This is a genomic window from Streptomyces sp. NPDC001507, from assembly GCF_042894765.1.
Lineage (GTDB): Bacteria > Actinomycetota > Actinomycetes > Streptomycetales > Streptomycetaceae > Streptomyces.
Map to the genome: position 1 here is coordinate 367,650 of NZ_JBIAVV010000010.1, position 24,860 is coordinate 392,509.

A 24,860-nucleotide genomic window follows, 5' to 3' on the forward strand; every position below is an offset into this window, starting at 1 on the left:
AGCGGCACAGAGGGCGGTGACCTCCCCGGTCACCGCCCTTTGCCGTGCCCCGGAAACTGCTTCATGGGCGCCGTCGCCGGCGCGGTCCTCATCACGTTCGGCATGGGCGGCGCGCCGTTCCTGCTCACCCAGCACCTGCAACTCGTCCTCGGCTACGGCCCGTTGGAGGCCGCTCTGCGCACCGCGCCGCTCGCGCTGACGGTCGTCGCCCTCAACTTCAGCGGCCTGTCGGCCAGGTGGGCGACCGGGTTGGGGACACCGGTCGCGATCGCGCTCGGCAGGCTGCTGATGTCCCTGGGCCTGGTGTCCATCGCCGTACTGGACGCGAGCGGGTACGGCGGCACGCTGCTCGGGCTGCTGCTGATCGGGGCGGGGTGTGCGATCGCCAACCCGGCGATGGCGCACGCCGTCATGAGCGCGATTCCTCCGGAGAAGGCCGGGGTGGGCGCCGGGATCAACGGCCCGCTGGCCGAGTTCGGGAACGGGCTGGGGGTTGCGGTGCTGGGCGCGGTGCTCAGTTCCTGGGTGGCGCCGGGGAAGTCGCTGTCGGCGGGGCTTCTCAGGAAGGCGGAGAAGGAGGTCGCCCAGGGGGAGGGGGGTACTTGTCCGGCGGCGGGTGCGGGTGGATTGTGGCTGGTCGCGGCCGCGCGGCGGAGCCGCATGTCGGGCACAGCCCCGCGCCCCTTCCAGGGGCGTTGGGGTTCTAGCATCTTTGGAAGTGGTCGTGGAGGAAGGTGTGTCTATGGCGCGGGCCAGTGTGTGGCTGGCGGAGAAGGGCGGCAAGGGCGGGCGCAGTGGTCAGCCGTCCGGGCTCGACCGGGCCAGGATCACCTCCGTCACCGTCCGGCTCCTCGATGCCGACGGGCTCGACAAGTTCTCCATGCGGCGGCTGGCGGCCGAGCTCAACGTGACCGCGATGTCCGTGTACTGGTACGTCGACACCAAGGACGACCTGCTCGAACTCGCTCTGGACGCGGCCTTCGGCGAGCTGGCCCTGCCTGACGCCGCCGTCGGCGACTGGCGTGCGCAGCTGCGGGCGCTGGCCACGGAGTACCGCGCCCTGCTGGTCCGCCACCCCTGGCTCTCCCCGCTGGCCGGCCGCTATCTCAACATCGGCCCCCACTCGCTCGCCTTCTCCCGGGTGGTCCAGCAGGTGGTCCGCCGCGCCGGCCTGCCCGCCCACGGCGTGACCGGCGCGATCTCGGCCGTCTTCCAGTTCGTCTACGGCTACGGCACGATCGAGAGCCACTTCGCCGAGCGCGTGGCGGCGGCCGGCATGACCCCGGACGAGTACTTCGACACCGCGATGAACGCGGTGACCGAGACCCCGGCGACCGCGCAGATCATCGAGGAGTCCAGGGACCTCAGGGCGGCACGGGGCGGCGACACCGTCGCCGAGATGCTGGACCGGGACTTCACGTTCGCGCTGGATCTGCTGATCGCGGGAATCGATGCGATGGTGGCGAAGGGCGCCCCGTAAGGGGCGCCGGGGTACCCCGGCCGAAGGCTGGGGGAGGAACTGCGCGACCGGCCACGACGGCGGCGCAGCCGACCGACGGCCTGCTCAGCGGGCCAGGACGCCGGACTCTCCGCAGCCCGGCAGCGGCTGCCGGGAACACCGCGGCGGACGCCGTCGGCCCCGAGTGGCGCGCACCGCGCCTACGCGTCCGGCGAAGTCAGTCGCGCCGGGAACCCGCCGGTGGCCACCGGCCCCCACTTCTCCGGCGTCACCCGGATGATCGACTTCCCCTGCTTCACCATCGCCGCCCGGTACTCGTCCCAGTCCGGGTGCTCCCCGGCGATGTTCCGGTAGTACTCCACCAGCGGCTCCACCGACTCGGGCGAGTCGATCACCTCGGCGCGGCCGTCCACCTGGACCCACGGCCCGTTCCAGTCGTCGCTCAGGACGAGCAGGCTCACCCGCTCGTCCCGCTTGGCGTTCCGGGTCTTGGCCCGCTCGGGGTAGGTGGAGACGACGATCCGCCCGGAGTCGTCGACCCCGCAGGTCAGCGGCGACCCCTGCGGGCTGCCGTCGGCGCGCCGGGTGAGCAGGATCGCGCGGTGGCGGGGCCGTACGAAGTCCAGCAGTTCGTCGAGGGAGACGGTGGTGTTCGTCGCGATGTTCGGTGCCATGGCGCCAGCCTAGGGGCGCCGGGCCCGCTCAGCCTGTCCCTGACGGGCTCATGTTCAGGCCTGCGGCAGCGACTCGCCCTGGACCGCCTGGATCTCCAGCTCGATCTTGAGGGTGGTGCCGATGGCGGCGATGCCCGCCTGCACCACCTGGTTGTAGTTCATGGCGAAGTCCTCGCGGTGCAGCTCGGTCGTCGCGCGGAACGCGGCGCGGGTGCCGCCCCACGGGTCGGCGCCGGTGCCGAGGTAGGCGAGGGCGAGGTCGACCGGCCGTACGACACCGTGCAGCGAGAGCTCGCCGTGCACCGTCCAGCGGTCGGAACCGGCCGCCGTCAGTCCCGTCGAGGTGTAGGTGATCTCGGGGTGGCGTTCGACGTCGAGGAAGTCGGCGGAGCGCAGGTGGGTGTCGCGCATGCCGTTGCCGGTGTCGATGGAGGCGGCCCGGATGACCGCCTGGACTCGGGACTTGGCGATGTCGTCGGGGGCGATCTCGATGCCCGCGCTGAAGTCCGTGAACCGGCCGCGGACGCTGGAGATGCCCAGGTGCTGGGCGACCGCGCCCACCGTGGAGTGCGCCGGGTCCACCGTCCAGGGGCCCGGCGGGGGCAGCTCGGTGCCGCCCTGCCGCGCCAGCGTCACCGTGCCGATCTCGGCGCGGCCGCTCGCGGTGACGATGGCGCTGGAGGCGGCGGGCGCGTAGCCCAGGGCCGTGACGATGACGGTGTACGCCCCCGGCGCGAGCGGATTCGGATCGCGCACCGTGCCCTCGTCGTCGGCCTCGGCACGCAGCACCTGGCTGCCGGTCATGTCGGTCACCGTGACGACCGCGTGCGACACGGCCCATCCGTCCCGGGTGCGGATCCTCGCGGTCAGTCCCATCCCGTTTCTCCCTGCAGACACTGAAACACTCAGGCAATCACACATTGGTCGTATGAGACCGGCCCGCGGCGGGCGCCTCCTTGTGGGCGCGCCCGCCACGGGCCGGAGTTCGAACTACTCGCCCGGGTGGGAGAGTTCGATGTCGTGGCCCTCGACACCTGCGCCCGTGACGTTCAGGGCGGTGGCGACCGGCGGGTAGCCCGTCGCGATCACGGTGTAGTCGCCGCCGTCCAGGTCGGCGAAGGCGTACGCGCCGTCCAGGCCGGTGGTGGACGTGCCGACCACGTTGCCCGCCGCGTCCACGAGGGTCACGCGGGCGTCGGCCAGCGGGCCGTGCGGGGCCCGGACGACACCCTGCAGCTGGGCGCCGGCGTCCAGGTCGACCTCGATCCGGGTGACCCCGGCGGTGCCGATCTCGACCGGCAGGGCGCGGGGCCGGTACCCGGCCGCGTTCACCGCGACCGTGACCACACCCGGCACCAGCTCGCCGAACCGGAAGTCGCCCTGGTCACCGGTGGCCGCGGTGGCCAGCAGGTCGCCGCGCACGTCGGTGACGATGACCATCGCGTCCTTGACCGGGAGCGCACTGCCGGCCCCGCGGACGACGCCGGTCAGCCCGCTGGTGCCGCTCAGCAGGATGTCGTAGGGCACCGGCTCCTCGCCCACCACGACCGTGGCGGCCTGCGGCTGGTAGCCGTCGGCGGAGGCGATCAGCACGTACGAGCCCGCACCGGGCGCGTCCAGCCGGTAGGAACCGTCGAAGCCCGCGACCGCACGGCCCAGCTGGCGGCCGGACAGCGAGATCAGGGTGACCGCGGCCTGCGCGACCGGGGCGCTCTCGGCACCGCGCACGAAGCCGTGCACCGGGGTGGCACCGGAGCCCGCCGACTGCTCGGGACCGGCGATGGTGGCCACGGCGGTGAACAGCCCGGCGGTCTCCGGCTGGGCCGCGGCCTCCGTGGTGCTGCTCACGACCGGGGCGGCCCAGCTCGGGACCTGCCGCTCCTCGACGGGAGCCGCGACCGGCGCGGCGACGGCGGCGCTCACGGTCTCCGGGCTCTCCGCGGTCTCGGTGCTCTCGGCCTCGGCGGCCTGCGCCAGCGCGCCCTTGGTCCGCAACGGAACCTCCTTGATGAACAGGCTGATCAGGAACGCGAGGGCCGCGAGGCCACCGGCGATCATGAAGACGTCGGCGATGGCGTGGCCGTACGCGCTTTCGACGAGGGTGCGCAGCGGCTTCGGGTACTTGCCCAGGTCCGGGATGCTGTCGGTGGACGAGCTGGAACCGGCCAGGGCGGCCTGGTACTTGGGGGAGAGGGAGGCGATACCGTCCGTGACGTAGTGCGTGATCCGGTTGGCCATCACCGCGCCCAGCGCCGAGACGCCGACCGCGCCGCCCAGGGACCGGAAGAAGGTGACGGTGGAGCTGGCCGACCCGAGGTCCGACGGGGCGACCTGGTTCTGCGTGCAGAGCACCAGGTTCTGCATCATCATGCCGATGCCGAGACCCATCAGCGCCATGAAGATCGACATCTTCCAGTACGCCGTGTCGTAGCGGATGGTGCCGAGCAGGCCGAGGCCCGCCGTCACCAGCACGCCACCGCTGACCAGCCAGGCCTTCCAGCGTCCTGTGCGGGTGATGAACTGGCCCGAGACGGTGGAGGAGATGAACAGACCGCCGATCATCGGGATCGTCATCACACCGGACATCGTCGGGGACTTGTCGCGGGCCAGCTGGAAGTACTGGCTGAAGAACACGGTGCCGGTGAACATCGCGACACCGACGAACAGGGAGGCCAGCGAGGCCAGGGTGATGGTCCGGTTGCGGAACAGCCGCAGCGGGATGATCGGCTCCGTGGCCTTCGACTCGACCAGGACGAAGATCAGACCGAGGACGATCGAGCCGCCGACCATCGCGTACGTCTGCCAGGAGATCCAGTCGTACTTGTCACCGGCGAAGGTGACCCAGAGCAGCAGCAGCGAGACGGCGGCGGCGACGAAGAACGCGCCGGCCCAGTCGACCTTGACGTCCCGCTTCACGACCGGCAGGTGCAGGGTCTTCTGCAGCACGATCAGCGCGATGACGGCGAAGGGGACGCCGACGTAGAAGCACCAGCGCCAGCCCAGCCACGAGGTGTCGGTGATGACACCGCCGAGCAGCGGGCCGCCGACGGTGGCGACGGCGAAGGTCGCGCCCAGGTAGCCGGAGTAGCGGCCGCGCTCGCGCGGCGAGATCATCGCGGCCATGACGATCTGGGCCAGCGCCGACAGACCGCCGACCCCGACGCCCTGGACGACACGGCAGGCGATCAGCATCTCGGGGTTCTGCGAGAGACCGGCGACCATGGAGCCCGCGACGTATATGACGAGGGCTATCTGGACGAGCGCCTTCTTGCTGTACAGGTCGGAGAGCTTGCCCCACAGCGGGGTGGTGGCCGTCATGGCCAGCAGCGAGGCGGTCACGACCCAGGTGTAGGCGGACTGGCCGCCGCCGAGGTCGCCGATGATGTGCGGCAGGGCGTTGGTGACGATCGTCGACGACAGGATCGCCACGAACATGCCGAGCAGCAGCCCGGTGAGGGCTTCCATGATCTGCCGGTGGGACATCGGGGCCTGCTCGGCGGAGCCGGCGGCGCTGCCTCCCCCGTGCTTGGCGTGAGCCCGCACACCGGCTGGTGTGGTCGTTGCCATGGGCTTCCTTTTCTGACGTCTTATGCGGGTGTACGGGTGGTCGTCGTGGGCGTCGGTTCGAGTACGGGCGTGGGGGCGCGGGCGGCGGAGGTGACCGTGACCTTGTCCATGGCCTCGGCCGTGGCTTTCGGGGCGCCCGGCGCGGGTACCGTGCCGACGGCGGTGGGCCGCAGATGCGGGGCCGTGGCCCGGCAGTCGCCGAAGCTGTCCCGGAGCCGGGTCATCAGCCGGATCAGCTGGTCGACCTCCTCGTCGCTCCAGTCGCCCAGCCGCTCGGCGAGCAGTTCGGTGCTGCGCCGGGACAGTTCCTCGAGGGTCGCCTCGCCCGCGGGCGTGAGGTGCAGGATGCGGGAGCGCTTGTCCGCCGGATCGGAAGAGCGCTCGATCCAGCCGCGCTCGGCGACGTGCGCCACGTGCCGGCTGGTCACGGACATGTCCACGGCGAGCAGCTCGGCGAGCTTGCTCATGCGCATGGAGCCGTGACGGCCGAGCAGCGTCAGTACCGCCGCCGAGCCGGTCGGGCACTCGGGCGGCAGAATGCGGCCCAGGTCCCGCTTCACGGCTCCGACGGCGCTGAGCTGACGCGCCAGCTCCTCGAACTGCGCCTGCTTCGCCATCCCGCACACCTCCTCACGACCGTATTCGTTGCTTGGGGCAACCATAGAACTGCTTGGTTGCCACAGGCAAATATATCGGCGGGAGTGGGCATAAAAACTTGGCAAAGGCAAGTATTGCGAACGTAAACGTGCAGGTGGGGTGGGTCGGGTGCAACGGAGGCCCCCCACTTGGGCCGGCCCCCCGGATTCGCTAGTGTCTCGGGCCATGGCTAACACCCAGGGCCCCCAGGGCAACTACGACCCCGCCGGCAGCACCCAGATGTTCCGCGCGTTCGTCGACGAGGCCCCGCAGACTCCTCAGCAGACGGCGACCACCTACTCCTCCTCCGGCCCCCGCCTCGGCCTGATCCTCGGCGTCGTCGCCGCGGTGGTCGTGGTGGCGGCGGTGGCCTGGCTCGCGTTCATGTAGGACGGCCGCCACGGCGGCCGGTACGGCGAAAGGAACCCGGGGTCGCGTGCCCCGGGCCTTCGTCGTGCTCAGCTCCAGTCGACGGTCACCACCCGTGTCTCGACGTGCATGCCGAGCGGCACCCGCCAGTCGTCCACGCAGACCGTCCAGGTCTTCGCCTTGCGGGTGCCGGGCGCGACCGGGGCCGGCACGGGCTCCGTCGACGTGACCGTCGACCAGTCGATGCCCAGCAGGTCGATGATGTGCGTGCCGAGCGTGACCGTGCCCGAACGCACCGCCGTGCCGCCGGAGTTGGCGAAGGTGATGGTCACCTTCTCGCACCAGCGCTGGTCGGTGGCCTCGCGGGTGGGGGTGCTCCAGGTGAGGGCGGCGGGCGAGGGTGACGACGTGGCCGAAGAGGTGCCGGGCCGTGGTGAGTTGGACGCCGGCGGCTCGCTTCGGCGTGGCTGGGTGCCGTCGCGGCGGGAAGCGGAACCGGGGGAAGCCGTCATGACGGACGGCGAGGCGGCTGTGGCGGCTTCGCCGGCCGTGGCGGCGGTCGGGGCCGGCTCGCGCTCATCCGCCCGGGCCGTCGGGCCGTCCGCCCCCTTCGCCCCGTCCAGGGGGACCAGCGTCACCGATCCCGTCGGCCGTGCCGACGTGCCCGGTGCGCCGCCCGCGGCACCCACCGCCGTGTAGCCGCCGTGACCGCCGCCCGCGCACGCCGCGAGCGCCGAGGCCAGACAGGCGGCGACCGCCGAGGCCGCCGTGCCGGTGCCCCACCGGCCGCCGGGCGCCCTGCGTGGCCGCACCGGACCGGCCACCGGCGCCGCGGGAGCATCGGCCCCACGGCCACTCGGCGTCCTGCGGCTCGGTGTCTCGCCGCTCGGCGTGCTGCGGAATTGCTTCCTGCGGATGTGCGTCCTACGGATCTCTGTCCTGCGGAGAGGCATCGCGCCAGTGTGGCTGACACTCCGTCAGTAAGGAACCCGTAGGCGCGACTTCAGTCCGAGATCAGGCCCTCGCGGAGCTGGGCCAGGGTGCGGGTCAGCAGGCGGGAGACGTGCATCTGGGAGATGCCGACCTCCTCGCCGATCTGGGACTGGGTCATGTTCGCGAAGAAGCGGAGCATGATGATCCGGCGCTCGCGCGGCGGGAGCTTGGCGAGGAGCGGCTTGAGCGACTCGCGGTACTCGACGCCCTCCAGAGCCGTGTCCTCGTAGCCGAGGCGGTCGGCCAGGGAGCCCTCGCCGCCGTCGTCCTCGGGGGCCGGGGAGTCGAGGGAGGAGGCGGTGTACGCGTTGCCGACGGCGAGGCCGTCGACCACGTCCTCCTCGGAGACGCCGAGGACGGCCGCCAGCTCCGTCACCGTCGGCGAGCGGTCCAGCTTCTGGGAGAGCTCGTCGCTGGCCTTGGTGAGGGCCAGGCGCAGCTCCTGGAGGCGGCGCGGCACGCGCACCGACCAGGAGGTGTCACGGAAGAAGCGCTTGATCTCGCCCACGACCGTCGGCATCGCGAACGTCGGGAACTCCACGCCCCGTTCGCAGTCGAAGCGGTCGATCGCCTTGATCAGGCCGATGGTGCCGACCTGGACGATGTCCTCCATCGGCTCGTTGCGGCTGCGGAAGCGGGCCGCCGCGTAGCGCACGAGGGGGAGGTTGAGTTCGATCAGGGTGTCCCGGACGTAAGCACGCTCGGGGCTGTCCTCTTCGAGTGCGGCAAGGCGCAGGAACAGGGAGCGGGACAGGGTGCGGGTGTCGAGGTTCTCCGAGACCACCGGGACTTCCGGGGTCGGAGGGGCCTCCAGCGCCGGGGCGCCTTCGAGGGCGCCATCGATGCTGTCGAGCACGTCGATGGCGTCGAGCTCCTTGGGCGCTGCCTCGCTGTTCGTGGGCGTGAGCACCTTCGAGCTGCCCTGGTCTGCGGACATGCCACCCCCTTTGGGTCGCGGGACGGTCGCGGCGGCGTTCCCTGCTAGGAACGATGCCTTCACCTGAATACCGGAGCCGGAGCCCCTGCAAACGCGCTTCCGGCAGAATGTCACATGTCGGCAACACGCTGTAGTGACATGTCGACATGCGAGATGCGAATCCGCCCTGGAAGAAGGGGGTCTGACGCTTTTTCGACCCTCAACTGTCGGGAAGTGCGCTGGTGAGCGATTCGCTCGCGACGGTGATGGCTCGATCCTGTTTGCGGTTACGGTCTCACCAAGTCGCCGGGGACGGGTCTCGGACCGGTAACGGGTCCCTGGGGCGAGGCCCTATGCCTCGATGCGGTTGGCCGAGCGCAGGCGCTGGAAGCTGCGGGCCAGGAGGCGGGAGACGTGCATCTGGGAGACGCCGAGCTCCGCGCTGATCTGCGACTGGGTGAGGTTGCTGTAGTAGCGCAGCAGGAGGATCCGCTGCTCCCGCTCGGGGAGCTGGACGAGCAGGTGGCGGACGAGGTCCCGGTGTTCCACGCCATCCAGGGCCGGGTCCTCGTAGCCGATGCGGTCCAGGAGGCCCGGCAGCCCGTCGCCCTCCTGCGCGGCCTCCAGGGAGGTCGCGTGGTACGACCGGCCGGCCTCGATGCAGGAGAGCACCTCCTCCTCGCTGATCCGCAGCCGCTCGGCGATCTCGGCGGTGGAGGGGGAGCGGCCGAAGGCGGTGGTCAGGTCCTCGGTCGCGCTGTTGACCTGGACCCACAGCTCGTGCAGCCGGCGCGGTACGTGCACGGTCCGGACGTTGTCCCGGAAGTAGCGCTTGATCTCCCCGACGACGGTCGGCATCGCGAAGGTCGGAAACTGCACGCCCCGGTCGGGGTCGAAGCGGTCGATGGCGTTGATGAGCCCGATGGTGCCGACCTGGACGACGTCCTCCATCGGCTCGTTGCGGGAGCGGAAGCGGGCGGCCGCGTAGCGCACGAGCGGGAGGTTCGCCTCGATGAGCGCCGCGCGCACGCGGTTGTGCTCCGGCGTGCCCGGCTTGAGCTCCTTGAGCTGTCCGAAGAGCACCTGGGTCAGCGCCCGGGTGTCGGCGCCCCGTCGCTTCTCCGGGGCGGGGGCGTCGGCTTGGGCGGGCGCGGCGGCTTGGGCGGGAGCGGTGGGGGTCTGGGCTGGGGCGGGCGCCTCTTCCTGGGGCGGCGCAGAACTGGCCGACACGGTCAACGCCACCTCTTCATCGGTCAATCATCCGTCAAAAGCGGTCATAGCATCACAAGACATGTGCACTGTGTGCAAGCACCTGGTAACGTCGTGTTGGGTATTAATACGGGCAAGTTGAGGCACCAGCTGCAGTAAAAGCCCCCTGCCCGGCGGGCAGGGGGCTCGGGATGCTCAGGCGGCCGTACGGCTCAGAACTCGTAGTCGGCGATCACCCAGGTGGCGAACTCCCGCCACTGCGCCGCGGCCGCCTGGTGGGCCGGGTGCTCCAGGTACCGCTTGAGCGCGTCCTGGTCCTCGACCGCCGAGTTGATCGCGAAGTCGTGGGCGATGGGGCGGTCGGTGATGTTCCAGCCGCACTCCCAGAAGCGCAGCTCCTCGATCTGGCCGCCGAGGTCGGAGAAGGCCTGGGCGCCCGCGACGGCCCGCGGATCGTCGCGCCCGACGCCCTCGTTGAGCTTGAAGAGGACCAGGTGGCGGATCATGGGTACTCCCGGTGCGTCTACTTCGCCCCGTCGGCCAGCCAGGTGAAGAAGTCACCGACGGCCTTCGCGGCGTCCGATATGCCCTGAAAGACTATCTGGACCCAGTCCGCCGCCTTGGGTGGGTCCGTGATGATCACGTAGAGCGCGAAGATCACGAGTACGTAGACGGCGATCTTCTTGGCGTTCACCGCCACCTGGCCTCTCCCCTGTCACTCCCCCGGGTTCCCCCGGTTGCCGGGCGCGAGTGTAACCCTCCGATCGTTTTGTATGACCGATGGCGCGATGCGTGCCGGATTTTTTTCTCCGAATCTCCGAATCTCCCGGTCCCCGAAACGTGAACCGGTCGCGTGAACCGATCGCGGGGGCCGATCCGATGAAGGGCCGAGGCAACGGAGGCGAACCCGGGTCAACCGGAGTCGAGAGGGAGAGCGCGGATGCTGATGACGACGATGGCCTTCGGGCTCGTCACCCTGCTGGTCGTGCTTGTCGTGGCGGCACTGCTCGACTGCGTCCGCACGCCGGCGGAGCGCGTCAGGTACGTCCCGAAGTGGCTCTGGCTGCTGTTCCTGCTGCACGCCCCGGTCTTCGGGGCCATGGTCTGGAACTACGCGGGCAAGCGCCCTGAGCCGTTCGTGTGAAGTCGGTGACGGACGGACCCGAGCCCTCGGTGGCTTGCGCGTCACTCGTGTTGTTCTGGGGGTGCGGCGTCACGGCCCGTCGGGTGCGGGGCATCGCGTGCGCCTGGCGGGGTGTGGAGCGAGTAGGCTCCCGCCTTGGCAGAAGTGGGCGTGCATGCCGGTCTCCGAATGCACGTGTGCGCACGCGCGTGTGAGGGGTGCGGTGGAACGGACGTTCGGCTCCGAGTACAGCTCGGGCCTGGTGGATCTGACCGGCGTGTCGATGGGCGATCTGGATGACATGCCCGACACCGCCTTCACCGCTGCCCTGCGCAGGGTGATCGACGAGGTGCTGCACCCCACGAACGAGCCGATGGCCGGATTCCAGTCGGCGCTGTGACGCGCCGTCGGCTCCGTCTCGGCTGGGATGTCTGAGCCCTTCCGCCGTCGGGTATGAACGTCTGTGCGCGCGCCCTGGCAGGTGGGTGACACGGTGCCAGGTTCTGTGGACGGGTACCGGGGGGCGACTTGGACGAGGAGCCGTACTTTTTCCTCAGTTACGCCAGGCGGGATGACAGCGATGCCTTCGTCGGGCGCTTCTACCGGGATCTGGTGGACGAACTGGAGCGTCTGGGTGCGGGTTCCGGTATGCAACCCGCCTTCCGGGACGTGGAGCGGCTCGGACTCGGTTCGGACTGGGAGCGGGTGCTCGGCAGGGCGGTGGGGCGCTGTCGGGCCTTTGTCGCCCTGTACTCGTCCTCTTACATGCGCAGTCTCTACTGCGGCAAGGAGTGGACGGCGTTCCGGGACCGCCTCACGCAGTACCGGCAGGAGACCGACATCGATGTGCCCGCACTGGTGCCGGTCATGTGGGCGCCGCTGCGCGGTCCGCTGCCCGACGAGGTCGCACGGCTGCAGTATTCCGAGCCGAGGATGGGATCGGAGTACGCCGAGTACGGCCTCCAGGCACTCTTGCGTACCGATCCCGCTGGTCACAGCTACCGCAAGGCCGTCTCGGTCATAGCCGATCGGGTCAGGCACGTCGCGGAGCGCTTCAGGCTGCCGCACACCGAAGAACTCGACCTCGGCACGGTGCAGGGCTGCTTCCCTGCCCCGCAGTGGCAGCAGCCCACGGAGCGCGATCTGGGGCACGTGAGGATCTTCGTGGCCGCGGGTACCGCGGAACGGCTGCCGGAGGGCCGGCGCGGCATCGAGTACTACGGGCGCACACCTCTTGAGTGGACGCCCTACCACCCGCCGGTTCGTCCCACGCTGGCCCACCGCGCTCAACGAGTGATCATCGACGAGGGGTGCACAAGCAGTCTTGAGGCGATCGACGACGAACTCGGCCGCAAGCTCGAAGCGGCGCTGACCGACAGCCAGACGAGCATCCTCCTGGTCGACGCCTGGGCTGCGGCAGTCGAGCCCTATCGCGCGGCACTCGTCGACTTCGACCGTCAGAACCATCCCGTCACCGGGGTGCTGGTCCCCTGCCACGACAGCGACGAGGAGTCTGCCGACGAAGGGCTCTGGGCACGCCTGCGGCAGGTGTTCCGGCGGAACTGGATGCGGCGGAACGATCCGTACGACCCGCTCTTCCGGGTGCGGGTCGGCAAGGAGAACTTCGACGACCATCTGGCAGTGATGGTCGCCGTCGCCCAGAGTCGCTTGACGGAGAGCGCCGTGCCCAGATGGCTGCCCGAGGGGCCGGCCGCCTCGCGGCTGCCCGAGCTGACCGTGCCTGCACCGCAGGCAACGGCCGCCGGCCCCGAGACGGCGGACACGCCGGTGCGCCGACCGTGGGAGGGGAATGGGGACGATGAGTACTGAGAGTACTGAAGTCCCGGGCAACGGGAAGATCGTGACCTTCTACTCCTACAAGGGCGGCACCGGACGGACCATGGCCGTTGCCAATGTCGGCTGGATCCTGGCCAGCAACGGTCTCCGGGTGCTGATAGTCGACTGGGACCTGGAGGCTCCAGGACTGCACCGCTACTTCCACCCCGTGCTCGTCGATGCGGAACTGCGCTCGACCGAAGGCCTGATGAACATGGTCCAGGCCTATGTGAACGAGGTACTGAGCCCGAGCCGGGCCGAGGCTCCGCCCACCGTGCCCGCCGCTGTCAGTGAGCGACGACTGCGTTCGCTCACCCGGCTCCGTCCCTACACGACCGGCCTCGAACTGAACCTGTCCGGTCGGCTCGACTTCGTTCCCGCCGGACGCCAGTCGGCCTCCTATTCCACGGCCGTCACCAGGTTCAACTGGCATCGATTCTATGAACAGTTGGGCGGAGGAACGTTCTTGCACGCGCTGCGTGAAGAGATGGTCTCCACCTATGACTACGTGCTCATCGACAGCCGGACGGGCGTCAGCGACACGTCCGGCATCTGCACCATCCTGATGCCGGACATCCTGGTCGGCTGCTTCACCTCAAGTGTGCAGAGCATCCGTGGCGGTGTCGACGTCGCCCTGTCGGTGGGCCGTTCGTCGCAGCGTGACATCCGTATCCTGCCCGTCCCGATGAGAGTGGAGGACGCCGAGAAGGAGCGTCTGGAAGCCGGCCGGGACTTCGCACGTGAGGCCTTCGCCCCTTTCCTGCACTGGCTCAGCGAAGCACAGCGCGAGCGCTACTGGGGCGAGGTGGAGATCCCCTACAAACCCTTCTACGCGTATGAGGAGATACCTGCCACGGTCGCCGAGCGGCCGCTGCAGGAAGGATCTCTGCTCTCCGCATTCGAACGGCTCACCGACTGGATCACCGAGGGCCGGGTACGTGCCCTGGTTCCCCTGCCCCCCGACGAGCGCCGTCGCCTGAACACCTCCTACCTGCGCACTCCGCGCACCGTGCCCGCGCGGATCTTCATCAGTTACGCGCCCGGCGACCGGATGTGGGCCGAATGGGCGGCGGGCACCTTGGAGGGGGTCGGCTACCGCGTCTCCCTGCACAGCATCACGGCGGTCACCGAAGCCGATGGACCGCCCGAGCTGCTCGGCGCCCTGCAGGGCCAGGGGAGGTTGCTCGCGCTGCTGTCTCCTGCGTACACCGCGCATCGGCGTGCCGCGGACCTCCGGCTGCGGCTCGGCGACTGCGAGGAGACCAGGGTCCCCCGCATGGTGGCCGTGTGCGTCCAGGAACTGGAGACCACCGCGTCCACCCCCCTGTGGCACAACCTCGCCACCGACCTCAGTCGTTGTTCCAACGCCGCGGAGGCCAGAGCGCAACTGCTGGCCGCGGTGCTTGTGCCGTCCCACGGCCAGGACGGCGAGGCCGCCCTCCGGGCAGCCGGAGGCCGACGTCCGGACTTTCCGGGAAGCATGCCGGCGGTGCAGCGGGCGCCGTCCAGGAACCTGGCGTTCACCGGCCGCGCCGAACTCCTGGAGAGACTGCGCAACCAGTTCACCGCCGGACCGACCGGTGCCGTTTCCAGCCAGGTGCTGTACGGGCTGGGCGGCATGGGGAAGACCCAGATCGCCCTGGAGTACGTCCACCGCTTCAAGGGCGCCTACGACGTCGTGTGGTGGGTCGCGGCGGCGCAGCCGGAACTCATTCCTCCGGCCCTTGCCGACCTCGCGCCGTATCTGGGCCTGGAGGAGAGCGAGGACCTGAACACGACGGTCACCTCGGTGCTCCGAGCCCTGCGCCGCGGCGAGCCGTTCGCCCGCTGGCTGCTGGTCTACGACAACGCGGGAGGCCCCGAGGAGCTGGCCGGCCTGATCCCTGCCGGGCCGCCCAACGGTCATGTGCTGATCACCTCTCGCGACCGGGCCTGGGCGACGAGCGCCGGCCTGGTCGAGGTGGACGTGTTCACCCGCGACGAGAGCGTCGAACTGATGCACCGATTCAATCCGGCGTTGTCCGAGGAGGACATCGGCCAGGTCGCCGACGAGCTGGGCGACCTCCCCCTGGCCGTCGCCCAGGCCGCGATCTATCTGCACGAGAGCAACATGCCGGTCGCCCGCTACCTGGGCCTTCTCCGGGACCGGCTGACCGAGGTGCTCGGCAGCACCCAGCTCCCCAGGCAGGACTACGACCACTCCGCGGTCGCGACGTGGCGGCTCGCGGTCGGTGAGCTGCGCCGCAAGAACCCTGCGGCGGCGGAGATGCTGGAGATCTGCTCCTTCTTCGGCCCGGACCCGATCCCCATGCGCCTCCTCTACAGCCGGTCGGTCACCCAGGCGCTCACCATCGCTCCCGGTGAACCCCGGGACGAACTGGCCACCGCCCAGATCCTGCGCCTGATCAACAGGTTCGGACTGGCGAAGAGCGATCAGGGCAGCGCCACCCTCACGGTGCACCGGCTGGTCCAGGCGGTCATCCGTGACCATGTCGTCGGCGAACGCTGGCAGCAGTGGCGCCGTGTCGTCCACACCGCGCTCGCCGAGGCCAGCCCCGGCGACCCGGATTCCCCCCGGAACTGGGACGGGTACGAGGAGCTTCTTCCCCACTTGTGGCCGTCCAGAGCAGCAGGCAACACCGATCCCGAAGTGCGAAAGTGGATCATCGATTCGGTCCGTTACCTCTGGAAACGCGGGCTCCTGAGCGCGGCTCGCACACTGGCCGAGCGCACCCTGGAGCGATGGAGCAGGGAGCCGTTCGAGGATCCGAGCGACACCCACACGCTTCTGCTCCGGATCCAGCTGGGCAACGCGCTGCGCTTCCAGGGCCAGCTGCGCGCGGCCTTCGACATGGACCAGGACACGCACGAGCGGTTCCGTGCCACCAGGGGGGAGAACGACCCCCACACGCTCGCCGCCGCGACGAACGTCGGCTCCGATCTGCGGGCCCTCGGTCGCTACCGGGAAGCCCGTGCCCTCGATGCGGCAACGCTCGCGGCCGCACAGCAGAGTCTCGGCGAAGACCATCCCCGCACCCTGATGTACGACAACAACCTCGCCGTTTCCGAATATCTGGCAGGTGACCGCAGACAGGCCCTCGCACGCCACCGGAGAATCTACGACCAGGGGCGTGAGACACGGGGGGCGGACGACGTCTACAACCTCAGCAGCGCGGCCAACTACGCCCGGGACCTGCGAGAGACCGGTCACCTCAGCCAGGCTCTCGTGCTGCTCCAGCAGACGGTCCAGCTGTACCGGCAGACCCTGGGGGACGGTCACATGAGCACGTTGGACGCGCGGCGGAATCTCGCGGTCGCCCTGCGTCGCGCCGGTCGTTACACCGAAGCCCACGAGATCGACCACGAGGTCCACAGCCGGTACATCGAGCTGTTCGGCGCCGAGCACCCCGACACCCTCGCCGTCGCCTCGAACCTGGCCGGAGACCTCGCCGCGCTCGGAAACGCCGAACAGGCCTTGGAACTCGCGGAACGCGTGCAGCGCCGCTACGTGGACTACCTGGGCGATGCCCATCCCGTCACGCTCGCCTGCGCCAACAACCTGTCCGTCCATCTGCGGCTGGCGGGACGCCTGGAGGCGGCCCGGGACATGTCGCAGCGGACGCTGGAACAGCTGTACGACGTGCTCGGTGCCGAACACCCGTACACCCTGGCGTGCCTGATCAACCACGCGAACGATCTGGTGGCCGCCGGTGAGGTGGCCGGTGCCGCGGAACTGGAGGAACAGGCTCGGCAAAGGCTCCTCCAGCACCTCGGCCCCGATCACTACGACACCATGGCTGTCACGGCCAATCTGTCCCTCAGCCTGCGCGCGCTCGGGCGCACTGCAGAGGCCGAGGAGTACCGGACGGAAGCCCTGAGACGGGCGCGGCTGACTCTCGGCGAGGAGCATCCCACCACCCGGGCCGTCATGTCGGGCGCCCGCCTGGACGCGGACATCGAGCCTCCCACCACCTGAGAAAGGCGCCCGTACGGGCTACTGACGGGCTGTAATATGCGGGCCCCTGCCTCCCGCACAGAGCGATCGGGATTCATGCGCCCCACCACCCCGCATCACACCGTCCCGCAGACGCGCTCGCCTCTCACCGCTTCCGGTGCACCGGAGTTGCCGTTCCGCCAGTTCCTGCTCAAGATCCACAGCCGCTGCGACCTGGCCTGCGACTACTGCTACGTCTACGAGGCCGCTGACCAGAGCTGGCGCGACCGGCCCCGGATCATGACCGCGGAAACGGTCCGCAGGACCTCCGCCCTCATCGCGGACCACGCGCGGGAGCACCGGCTGGACCGGGTGAGTGTCGTGCTGCACGGCGGCGAGCCGCTGCTGGTCGGGGCCGAGCGGCTGGACGAGATGCTGCGGCTGCTCGTCGACGGTCTGCACGGGATCACCGAGGTGGGGCTGACGGTGCAGACCAACGGAGTGAGGCTCGCCGAGGACCGGGCGCTGCTCCCCGTGCTGCACCGGTACGGAGTCCAGGTCGGCGTCAGCCTCGACGGCACCCCTGCCGTGCACGACCGGCATCGACCCCGCCGCAACGGGCGGGGAAGCCACGAGGCGACGGCCCGCGCGCTGCGGACGCTGGGCCGGACGGCCAACCGCGCGCTGTACGCGGGACTGCTGTGCGTGGTCGACCTGGCCGCCGATCCGGTGGAGACGTACGAGGCTCTGCTGGAGTTCGCACCGCCCCGGATGGACCTGCTGCTGCCACACGGGACCTGGCTGAATCCGCCGCCGGGCCTCACCCGCCGCACGGTCCCGCCGACGTCGTCCCCCGGACCCCGGCCGGACGAGCCCACGCCGTACGCCGACTGGCTGTGTGCCGTCTTCGACCGCTGGTACGACGCTCCGCTGCGCGAGACCGGCATCCGGTTCTTCGACGAGATCATGACGGTTCTGCTCGGCGGAAGCACTCGCAGTGAGACGGTGGGTCTGGCACCGGTCGATCTCGTCGTGGTCGAGACGGACGGATCCATCGAGCAGGCGGACTCCTTGAAGGTCTCGTACCCGGGTGCCCCCACGACCGGGCTGGACGTGTTCGGCAACACGTTCGCCGAAGCCGCCGCGCATGAGGCGTTCCGGGTCCGGCAGCGAGGGCTCGCCGGTCTCGGACCGGTGTGCGCCGGGTGCGCGCGCGTCCAGGTCTGTGGCGGCGGTCTCTACGCCCACCGGTACAGCCCCACCGCACGCCCCACCCCCTTCGCCTCCCCGTCGGTCTACTGCAGGGATCTCGCCGTCGTCGTCGACCACATCCGCGAACGTGTGACCCGTGACATGGCCCTCGTGCTGGGCCGCCGTACGGGCGGAGGCTCGCGGTGAGCGGCCGGCTGCTCAAGCGGCACGTCGTCGACCCACCTACCTTTCACGCGGTCGCCCGGGCGCGCGGCGGGGCGGCGGCGGTGAAGCTGCTGCAGGCGGGGCAGCTCAGCAAGCGGATGCTGCTGGTCGCCGCATTGCACCAGGTGGCCGCGGAACACGGGCACGGCATCGAGGCGCCCTATCGGCGTCTGGTGCGGATGAACCGGCAGGATCCACGACGCTGGCGAGCCGTCATGCTCCATCCCTACCTCGACGAGGGGGCGGCACGGACGATCGCGGCGATGAAGGCGGGTGAGGTCACCGACACGGAGTGGTTCCACCGTCTGGTCCACGATGCCGAGGCGCCGGGCGGTACCTGGGGCGCTGCGCCGCTGCTGCACGCCGAGTGCGACGGCCGGGTCTGGGAAGTACGGCTGGCCGACAGAGGGCCGTTCAGGGAGGTCCACGGCCGGTTGTGCGCGGAGCCGCTGGCGGACGACGAGGTGCAGCGCTGGGCGACGACGCTGCAGGGCGCATGGGAGGTGCTGGTCCGACGGCACCCCTGGCACGCCGATGCCGTGGCTGCCTGCCTGACCGCCCTGGTGCCCCTGCGACCGGCCCCGGGCGGCACCGCCGTGAGCTCCGCCGCCCGCCGGGCCTTCGGTGCGGTCGCGGCCTCCCGGCCGCCCGACCCGGTGCTGCTGGCCCTGACGCTGGTTCACGAGTTCCTGCATGTCCAGCTCGGGGCTCTGATGGACCTGGTGCCCCTGCACGGCCCGCCCTCCGGCGCCGTCTACCACGCCCCCTGGCGGGCGGACCCGCGCCCCGCGGGCGCCCTGCTGCAGGGCACTTACGCCCACCTCGGTGTCACGGACTTCTGGCGGACGGAAGCCGATGCGGGCACGGGGGGCGAGCGGGCGCGGCACGAGTACGAGACCTGGGGCCGTCACTCACTGACCGCCACCCGCGCCTTGCTGGACAGCGGGGAACTGCTGCCCGCGGGGGCGATGTTCGTGGGCGGGATCCGAGAGGCGCTGCTGGAGCACACCGGGTGAGTCTCCGATAGGGAAGATCCGTACCCTGCGACGGAAGACCACGAAGGGGCGGCCCACTGGACCGCCCCTTCGTTCACCAGCGGTAGCGGAGGGATTTGAACCCTCGGTGACTTGCGCCACACTCGCTTTCGAGGCGAGCTCCTTCGGCCGCTCGGACACGCTACCGAGGGAGACCTTACAGCACGGGGGGCCGTGCTCTGAAATCGGTATTCGGGGGCCAGGCAAGGCCCTCAGCGGGTGCGGAAGAAGTCCGTGAGGAGGCGGGCGGATTCGTCCGCCAGGACGCCCTCGACGACCTCGGGACGGTGGTTCAGGCGCCGGTCGCGGACGACGTCCCAGAGGGAGCCCGCGGCGCCGGCCTTCTCGTCGCGGGCGCCGTAGACGACCCGGTCCACCCGGGACTGGACCAGGGCGCCGGCGCACATCGTGCAGGGCTCCAGCGTGACGACCAGGGTGCAGCCGGTGAGGCGCCACTCCCCGAGCGCCGCGGCGGCCCGGCGCAGGGCGAGGACCTCGGCGTGCGCGGTGGGGTCGCCGGTGGCCTCGCGTTCGTTGTGCCCGGCCGCGAGGACCGTCGTACCGTCCGGGGACAGCACGACGGCGCCGACGGGGACGTCCCCGCCCCGGACGGCCCGGCCGGCCTCGTCCAGGGCGAGCCGCATCACGGCCCGCCAGCGGTCGCGTACCGGGTCGGGGGACCCGGATGCCTCGGGGAGCGTCAGCGGACGGTCTCCAGGACGTCGGAGGCGCCCAGGGCCTCGGCGATCTCGCTGAGCGCGTCGTCGCTGAGCGCCAGCAACTCCTTCGCGCTCACGCCCAGGTCGTCGAGGATCGCGGCGTCGCCGACCGGGCCGGCCGGCACGGCGGAACCGTCCGCGTCGTCGTCCTCCTCGGCGTCCGGCTCACCGTCCTCGGTGCCGTCGAGGTCGAGGGCGTCCAGGTCGTCTGCTTCGTCCTTGGGCTCCCTTCCGAGCAGTTCGTCGGTGAGCAGCAGCTCGCCGTACGAGCTGCGGGCGGCGGCGGCTGCGCTGGAGACGAAGACCCGGGGGTCCTCCTCGCCGTCGACGCGCACGACGCCGAACCAAGCGTCTTCCTGCTCGATGAAGACGAGCACCGTGTCGTCGGCGTCCGGCGCCGATTCCCGGGCCAGGTCGGCCAGGTCCGACAGGGTCTCCACATCGTCGAGCTCTGTGTCGCTCGCTTCCCACCCGTCTTCGGTGCGCGCGAGCAGTGCGGCGAAGTACACCGTGACTCTCCCACTGGTCTTAGGCGTGCCGGTTGGGGGTCCCCCCGGCGGAGGTTCTGGGCGGGGAGAGCTGTGCTCCGAGCCCCGCCCACTCGGAATCGTGGCAGAAACAAGGCGTTCAGGGGACGTCTTCGGCTCCCTGTGTCTGGCAGTTTTGATCGCACGTATGCAAAGAGCCATCCATGCGCCCGTCAACGCAGTCACCAGCGCACTCGTTGCCGCCACCTGCGGATCGTACGCGGGTTTTCCCGCGGCCCACGCACGGCCTTCCCCCGTGACGGACCGCAACGCGCCACAAGGAGTGGATCTTTGCCGAAGGATCGGCTGTACGACCGTTGCCGAGTCTTGCCGTCTCTCGGCGATTCCTACCAGCGGAACGTCCGCATGCGCATCGCCTGCCGCAGCCGGGCCACCTTGGCGCGGCGAGGCTGGACCCGGTCGCGCAACGCCCGCGCCTCGGCGAGGTCGCGCAGGAACCGGGCCCGGCGGCGCCGCCGCTCGGCCTCCGTCTCACCCTCGGGCGCGCCGTACGCGCGGTCCGGCCGCTCGGGCGGCCCGGGAAGTTCGGGCACGGTCACATCACCCCCAGTCCGACACCTCCACTTTCCCCCGGATGGGGGGTTTGATGCCAGCGTGGGACCGCACGGACGTGCGCGAGGCGGGAGAGGGCGCGGTTACTGTTGTGGACATGCGTCTCCACGTCGTCGACCACCCCCTGGTCGCCCACAAGCTCACCACGCTGCGCGACCAGCGCACCGACTCCGCGACGTTCCGGCGGCTCGCCGACGAACTGGTCACCCTGCTCGCCTACGAGGCGACGCGGGACGTGCGGACCGAGGCGGTCGACATCCAGACCCCGGTGGCCGCCACGACCGGCGTCAAGCTCGCCCGGCCGCGGCCGCTGGTGGTGCCGATCCTGCGGGCCGGGCTCGGCATGCTGGACGGCATGGTGCGGCTGCTGCCGACCGCCGAGGTGGGCTTCCTTGGCATGATCCGCAACGAGGAGACGCTGCAGGCGTCCACGTACGCCTCACGGATGCCGGAGGACCTCTCCGGGCGCCAGGTGTACGTCCTGGACCCGATGCTGGCCACGGGCGGCACGCTGGTCGCGGCGATCCGCGAGCTCATCAGGCGTGGCGCGGACGACGTGACGGCGGTCGTCCTGCTGGCGGCGCCCGAGGGCGTCGAGCTCATGGAGCGCGAGCTGGCGGGGACGCCGGTCACGGTCGTGACGGCGGCGGTCGACGACCACCTCAACGAGCACGGCTACATCGTGCCGGGCCTGGGCGACGCGGGCGACCGGCTCTACGGCGCGGCCGAGTAACGGCCCGTCCGCTTCGGCGCCGTAGGAGTGCGGGGGCGGGTGCGTCGACGTCGGCGCCGTAGGGGTGCGGGTGCGTCGGCGGCTGCGGGTCCGTTGTGGCTGGTCGCGCGGTTCCTCCCCCAGCCTTCGGCCGGGGGCACCCCCAGCGCCCCCTACGGGGCGCTGCAGTCCCGGTGGTGTCCTGCTGTCAGCAGGTCTTCTTCGTGGTTGCGGCCGTCGACTTGGGGGCGGAGAGGGCTGTGATGGCCTTTGCTGCCGTTGCCTGGGGGGTCAGGGACTTGAAGGCGTTGCCGATGATCAGGTCGACGGCGGTGCCCTTGCGGCCCGCTTCCGTGCGCTGTTCGGCCGCCGTCACCTGGGTGGCGAGGACCGGGAGCGAGGTCTTCAGGGCGGTGGCCGGACCGAGCAGTATCGCCGTGCCCTTGACCTTCTGGTCGAACTTCGCCGGCGCGTTGCCGACGTCGCCGATCTTGAAGCCGCGCTTCTTCAGTTCGTCCGCGGTGTCCTTGGCCAGGCCGGTACGGGTCGTGGCGTTGTAGACGTTCACCGTGATCTGCGCCGGCTTGGGGAACACCACGGCCGTCGCACCGGCCGCGGGGCTCGCGCTGGCCGCGGCCTGCTTGACGCAGTCTCCCGCCGAGCCGGCCGCAGAGGCCGTTCCGCCGCCGCCCGTGAAGACGTCGATGAGCTGCAGGGTGCCCCAGCCGGCCAGGCCGAGCGCGGTGACGGAGGCGACCACGGAGAGGACCAGCCGGGCGCGCCGTCGGCGCGGGCGCATGCGTGGGTATTTGTCCCCTGTGATCCGGTACTGGCCACCCATGCCGGGGGGAGTCAGCATGCTCATGAGCGCAGCGTAGTGCGCCACGGGTGCGTTGACTAATAGATGATCATCCGACGGCGGACGGTCTAACCCGAAAGGGTCAACCGGCGGCAAATGCCCGATGGCCTACGGGTGTCAGTCGAGTTCCAGCACGCGCGCGTGCAGCACCTGACGCTGCTGGAGGGCGGCGCGGACCGCGCGGTGCAGCCCGTCCTCCAGGTACAGGTCGCCCTGCCACTTCACGACGTGCGCGAAGAGGTCGCCGTAGAACGTCGAATCCTCGGCGAGGAGGGTCTCCAGGTCGAGCTGCCCCTTGGTCGTCACGAGCTGATCGAGGCGGACCGGGCGCGGTGCGACGTCCGCCCACTGCCGGGTGCTCTCCCGGCCGTGGTCGGGGTACGGCCGGCCGTTTCCGATGCGCTTGAAGATCACACGGAAAGCCTACCGGTCCAGACGTTCCGGGCGCAGCCATGGCGACCGAGTGCGACGCTGGAAAAGACGCCGTAAAGGTCATCAAGCGGGCTAAACGGGAACAGGGGGTCCGATGACGAGTTCCGGTGACGCCGAGGAAGCGGGCGTCAAGATCCCCGCGGGCGCCGCCGATCCCGTGGTCGCCGGGATCGCCGCCGGGTACGCCTTCGCCGGTCAGGCACTGGAACTCGGCGCGGTTCTCCGGGACGGCCGCTGCTTTCCCGGCGCGCAGGTCCGCATCCCCCTCCCCATGCTCAACCGCCACGGCCTGGTCGCCGGCGCCACCGGCACCGGCAAGACCAAGACGCTCCAGCTGATCGCCGAGCAGCTCTCGGCGCACGGCGTCCCGGTGTTCCTGGCGGACGTGAAGGGCGACCTGTCCGGCATCGCCGGCCCCGGGCAGCCGGACGCAGGGGTCGAGGGCCGGGCGGCCGAGGTCGGCCAGCAGTGGACGGCGACCGGCTTCCCCGCGGAGTTCCTCGCCCTCGGCGGCCTGGGCCACGGCGTCCCCGTCCGCGCCACGATCACCAGCTTCGGCCCGCTGCTGCTCGCCAAGGTGCTCCAGCTCAACCGCACCCAGGAGCAGTCCCTCGGCCTGATCTTCCACTACGCCGACACCAAGGGCCTGGAGCTGATCGACCTCAAGGACCTCAGGGCGGTGGTCGCCTTCCTCACCTCGCCCGAGGGCAAGGCGGAGCTGAAGGACATCGGAGGCCTTTCGACGGCCACGGCCGGGGTGATCCTGCGCTCGCTCACCGCCTTCGAGGCCCAGGGCATGGCGGACTTCTTCGGCGAGCCGGAGTTCGACACCGCCGACCTCCTGCGCACGGCACCGGACGGCCGCGGCATCGTCTCGGTCCTCGAACTCCCCGCCGTCCAGGACAAGCCCCTCCTCTTCTCCACCTTCCTGATGTGGCTGCTCGCCGACCTCTTCCACGACCTCCCCGAGATCGGCGACGCCGACCGGCCCAGGCTGGTCTTCTTCTTCGACGAGGCGCACCTGCTGTTCGACGAGGCCTCGAAGGCGTTCCTGGACTCGATCACGCAGACCGTGCGCCTGATTCGCTCGAAAGGAGTCGGCGTCTTCTTCGTGACGCAGACCCCGAAGGACGTACCGTCCGACGTCCTCGGCCAGCTCGGCAACCGCGTCCAGCACGCGCTCAGAGCCTTCACCCCCGAGGACCAGAAGGCGTTGCGGGCCACCGTGCAGACCTTCCCGAAGTCGTCGTACGACCTCGAGGAGCTGCTCACGGGGCTCGGTACCGGCGAGGCCGTGGTGACCGTGCTCGGCGAGACGGGCGCCCCGACGCCGGTCGCGGCGACCCGGCTGCGGGCCCCCGAGTCGCTGATGGGGCCGGTCGACGCGGCGGAGCTGGACGCCGCGGTGCGCGGGTCCGCGCTGCACGGGCGTTATGCACAGGCTGTGGACCGGGAGTCGGCGTACGAGAAGCTGCAGCGGACGCCGGCCGAGCCGCAGGCCCCCGCAGCGCGCGGAGAAGCGGTACGCAGAGAAGAGCCCTCGCTGGTCGAGCAGGTGGTCGGCAGCGGGATGTTCAGGTCCCTCGCCCGGTCGGTGGGCACGCAACTCGGCCGTGAGATCACCCGGTCGCTGTTCGGCACGGCCCGCCGGCGCCGGTGAGCCGGGCGCCCGCACAGGACACCCGGCTCGGCCACGGCTCGGTTCCGGCTCAGCTCCGCGGGGTCAACCGCGTTTCTGCGCCTGCGGCCGCGGCTGCGGCGGTTCCGCCGTCTTCGTCTCCGGTTTCGGTGTGCTGCGCACGGCTTCCGCGCGCAGCAGGGCGCGCAGGACCGCGTACGGGTCTGAGGACATGACTGTGTTCCTTGCGTAGA

Annotated in this window: 25 protein-coding genes, 1 tRNA gene and 1 pseudogene; 11 read left to right on the forward strand and 16 right to left on the reverse strand. The window is 70.6% G+C overall.

Going from position 1 to position 24,860, the window contains the following annotated elements; genetic code table 11:
• Nucleotides 1–60: 60 nt before the first annotated feature.
• Both ACFY0K_RS31460 and ACFY0K_RS31465 read left to right on the forward strand, forming a co-directional pair.
• Nucleotides 61–558: pseudogene (locus tag ACFY0K_RS31460) on the forward strand (MFS transporter); the annotation flags it as partial.
• A gap of 184 nt (nt 559–742) precedes the next feature.
• Nucleotides 743–1,480 (forward strand): TetR/AcrR family transcriptional regulator, encoded by a 738-nt coding sequence (locus ACFY0K_RS31465; protein WP_390642648.1) that lies wholly within the window; start codon nt 743–745, stop codon nt 1,478–1,480.
• Between the two features lie 179 nt (nt 1,481–1,659).
• Here ACFY0K_RS31465 and ACFY0K_RS31470 read toward each other — a convergent pair whose 3' ends face one another.
• From ACFY0K_RS31470 to ACFY0K_RS31485, 4 genes are all read right to left on the reverse strand, one after another.
• Nucleotides 1,660–2,133, reverse strand: coding sequence for a PPOX class F420-dependent oxidoreductase (locus ACFY0K_RS31470; protein ID WP_390642649.1), 474 nt, complete (start codon nt 2,131–2,133; stop codon nt 1,660–1,662).
• Between the two features lie 54 nt (nt 2,134–2,187).
• Nucleotides 2,188–3,009, reverse strand: a complete 822-nt coding sequence (locus tag ACFY0K_RS31475) for a YceI family protein (protein ID WP_390642650.1) — start codon at nt 3,007–3,009, stop codon at nt 2,188–2,190.
• 114 nt (nt 3,010–3,123) lie between these two features.
• Nucleotides 3,124–5,700: an MFS transporter gene (locus ACFY0K_RS31480; protein ID WP_390642651.1), complete on the reverse strand. Its 2,577-nt coding sequence runs from the start codon at nt 5,698–5,700 to the stop codon at nt 3,124–3,126.
• Nucleotides 5,701–5,720: 20 nt separating this feature from the next.
• Nucleotides 5,721–6,317, reverse strand: coding sequence for a MarR family winged helix-turn-helix transcriptional regulator (locus tag ACFY0K_RS31485; protein WP_390642652.1), 597 nt, complete (start codon nt 6,315–6,317; stop codon nt 5,721–5,723).
• Nucleotides 6,318–6,522: 205 nt separating this feature from the next.
• On the opposite strand from ACFY0K_RS31485, the gene ACFY0K_RS31490 reads away from it, so the two are divergent.
• Nucleotides 6,523–6,726 (forward strand): hypothetical protein, encoded by a 204-nt coding sequence (locus ACFY0K_RS31490; protein ID WP_294006520.1) that lies wholly within the window; start codon nt 6,523–6,525, stop codon nt 6,724–6,726.
• Nucleotides 6,727–6,794: 68 nt separating this feature from the next.
• Here the strand turns inward: ACFY0K_RS31490 and ACFY0K_RS31495 are convergent, their stop codons facing one another.
• From ACFY0K_RS31495 to ACFY0K_RS31515, 5 genes are all read right to left on the reverse strand, one after another.
• Nucleotides 6,795–7,517 carry a hypothetical protein gene (locus ACFY0K_RS31495; protein ID WP_390642653.1) on the reverse strand — a complete coding sequence of 241 codons (723 nt, stop codon included), beginning with the start codon at nt 7,515–7,517 and terminating at the stop codon, nt 6,795–6,797.
• A gap of 191 nt (nt 7,518–7,708) precedes the next feature.
• On the reverse strand, nt 7,709–8,635 hold the full coding sequence (locus ACFY0K_RS31500) for an RNA polymerase sigma factor SigF (RefSeq protein WP_351960345.1): 927 nt from the start codon (nt 8,633–8,635) through the stop codon (nt 7,709–7,711).
• 330 nt (nt 8,636–8,965) lie between these two features.
• Nucleotides 8,966–9,850, reverse strand: coding sequence for an RNA polymerase sigma factor SigF (locus ACFY0K_RS31505; RefSeq protein WP_352365916.1), 885 nt, complete (start codon nt 9,848–9,850; stop codon nt 8,966–8,968).
• A gap of 185 nt (nt 9,851–10,035) precedes the next feature.
• The gene (locus ACFY0K_RS31510) at nt 10,036–10,329 is read right to left on the reverse strand and encodes a Dabb family protein (protein WP_390642654.1); all 294 of its coding nucleotides are present in this window, start codon (nt 10,327–10,329) and stop codon (nt 10,036–10,038) included.
• 17 nt (nt 10,330–10,346) lie between these two features.
• Nucleotides 10,347–10,523 (reverse strand): hypothetical protein, encoded by a 177-nt coding sequence (locus tag ACFY0K_RS31515; protein ID WP_351706364.1) that lies wholly within the window; start codon nt 10,521–10,523, stop codon nt 10,347–10,349.
• A gap of 240 nt (nt 10,524–10,763) precedes the next feature.
• Here ACFY0K_RS31515 and ACFY0K_RS31520 point away from each other — a divergent pair, with 240 nt between their 5' ends.
• From ACFY0K_RS31520 to ACFY0K_RS31545, 6 genes are all read left to right on the forward strand, one after another.
• Nucleotides 10,764–10,967, forward strand: a complete 204-nt coding sequence (locus tag ACFY0K_RS31520) for a PLDc N-terminal domain-containing protein (protein ID WP_390642655.1) — start codon at nt 10,764–10,766, stop codon at nt 10,965–10,967.
• A 202-nt stretch (nt 10,968–11,169) separates the two neighbouring features.
• The gene (fxsA, locus tag ACFY0K_RS31525) at nt 11,170–11,346 is read left to right on the forward strand and encodes an FxSxx-COOH cyclophane-containing RiPP peptide (protein WP_390642656.1); all 177 of its coding nucleotides are present in this window, start codon (nt 11,170–11,172) and stop codon (nt 11,344–11,346) included.
• Between the two features lie 128 nt (nt 11,347–11,474).
• Nucleotides 11,475–12,776 (forward strand): TIR-like protein FxsC, encoded by a 1,302-nt coding sequence (locus tag ACFY0K_RS31530; protein ID WP_390642657.1) that lies wholly within the window; start codon nt 11,475–11,477, stop codon nt 12,774–12,776.
• On the forward strand, nt 12,766–16,758 hold the full coding sequence (gene fxsT, locus ACFY0K_RS31535; RefSeq protein ID WP_390642658.1) for an FxSxx-COOH system tetratricopeptide repeat protein: 3,993 nt from the start codon (nt 12,766–12,768) through the stop codon (nt 16,756–16,758). The genes ACFY0K_RS31530 and fxsT overlap by 11 nt, the downstream gene beginning before the upstream one ends.
• Nucleotides 16,759–16,833: 75 nt before the next feature.
• Complete coding sequence (locus ACFY0K_RS31540; RefSeq protein WP_390642659.1) at nt 16,834–18,114, forward strand: FxsB family cyclophane-forming radical SAM/SPASM peptide maturase; 1,281 nt, start codon at nt 16,834–16,836, stop codon at nt 18,112–18,114.
• Nucleotides 18,111–19,148, forward strand: a complete 1,038-nt coding sequence (locus ACFY0K_RS31545) for an aKG-HExxH-type peptide beta-hydroxylase (RefSeq protein ID WP_390642660.1) — start codon at nt 18,111–18,113, stop codon at nt 19,146–19,148. Before ACFY0K_RS31540 ends, ACFY0K_RS31545 begins: the two co-directional genes overlap by 4 nt.
• Before the next feature lie 80 nt (nt 19,149–19,228).
• Here ACFY0K_RS31545 and ACFY0K_RS31550 read toward each other — a convergent pair.
• The 4 genes from ACFY0K_RS31550 to ACFY0K_RS31565 form a co-directional block, all read right to left on the reverse strand.
• A tRNA-Ser gene (locus ACFY0K_RS31550) sits at nt 19,229–19,313 on the reverse strand.
• A gap of 65 nt (nt 19,314–19,378) precedes the next feature.
• Nucleotides 19,379–19,810, reverse strand: a complete 432-nt coding sequence (gene tadA, locus ACFY0K_RS31555) for a tRNA adenosine(34) deaminase TadA (RefSeq protein WP_294006499.1) — start codon at nt 19,808–19,810, stop codon at nt 19,379–19,381.
• 56 nt (nt 19,811–19,866) lie between these two features.
• Complete coding sequence (locus tag ACFY0K_RS31560) at nt 19,867–20,394, reverse strand: hypothetical protein (protein ID WP_351960342.1); 528 nt, start codon at nt 20,392–20,394, stop codon at nt 19,867–19,869.
• Nucleotides 20,395–20,759: 365 nt separating this feature from the next.
• Nucleotides 20,760–20,966, reverse strand: coding sequence for a hypothetical protein (locus ACFY0K_RS31565; protein ID WP_351960341.1), 207 nt, complete (start codon nt 20,964–20,966; stop codon nt 20,760–20,762).
• 116 nt (nt 20,967–21,082) lie between these two features.
• On the opposite strand from ACFY0K_RS31565, the gene upp reads away from it, so the two are divergent.
• Nucleotides 21,083–21,718 (forward strand): uracil phosphoribosyltransferase, encoded by a 636-nt coding sequence (gene upp, locus ACFY0K_RS31570; RefSeq protein WP_189262743.1) that lies wholly within the window; start codon nt 21,083–21,085, stop codon nt 21,716–21,718.
• A gap of 187 nt (nt 21,719–21,905) precedes the next feature.
• On the opposite strand, the gene ACFY0K_RS31575 is transcribed toward upp, so the two are convergent.
• On the reverse strand, nt 21,906–22,562 hold the full coding sequence (locus ACFY0K_RS31575) for a LytR C-terminal domain-containing protein (RefSeq protein ID WP_390642661.1): 657 nt from the start codon (nt 22,560–22,562) through the stop codon (nt 21,906–21,908).
• A 111-nt stretch (nt 22,563–22,673) separates the two neighbouring features.
• Entirely contained in the window at nt 22,674–22,970 is a 297-nt protein-coding gene (locus ACFY0K_RS31580; RefSeq protein ID WP_003999914.1) for a type II toxin-antitoxin system VapB family antitoxin, read from the reverse strand.
• A 112-nt stretch (nt 22,971–23,082) separates the two neighbouring features.
• On the opposite strand from ACFY0K_RS31580, the gene ACFY0K_RS31585 reads away from it, so the two are divergent.
• Entirely contained in the window at nt 23,083–24,648 is a 1,566-nt protein-coding gene (locus tag ACFY0K_RS31585; protein WP_390642662.1) for a helicase HerA-like domain-containing protein, read from the forward strand.
• Between the two features lie 63 nt (nt 24,649–24,711).
• Here ACFY0K_RS31585 and ACFY0K_RS31590 read toward each other — a convergent pair whose 3' ends face one another.
• A complete protein-coding gene (locus ACFY0K_RS31590) occupies nt 24,712–24,840 on the reverse strand; it encodes a hypothetical protein (RefSeq protein ID WP_256215910.1) in 129 nt (42 codons plus the stop codon).
• Between the last annotated feature and the right edge of the window lie 20 nt (nt 24,841–24,860).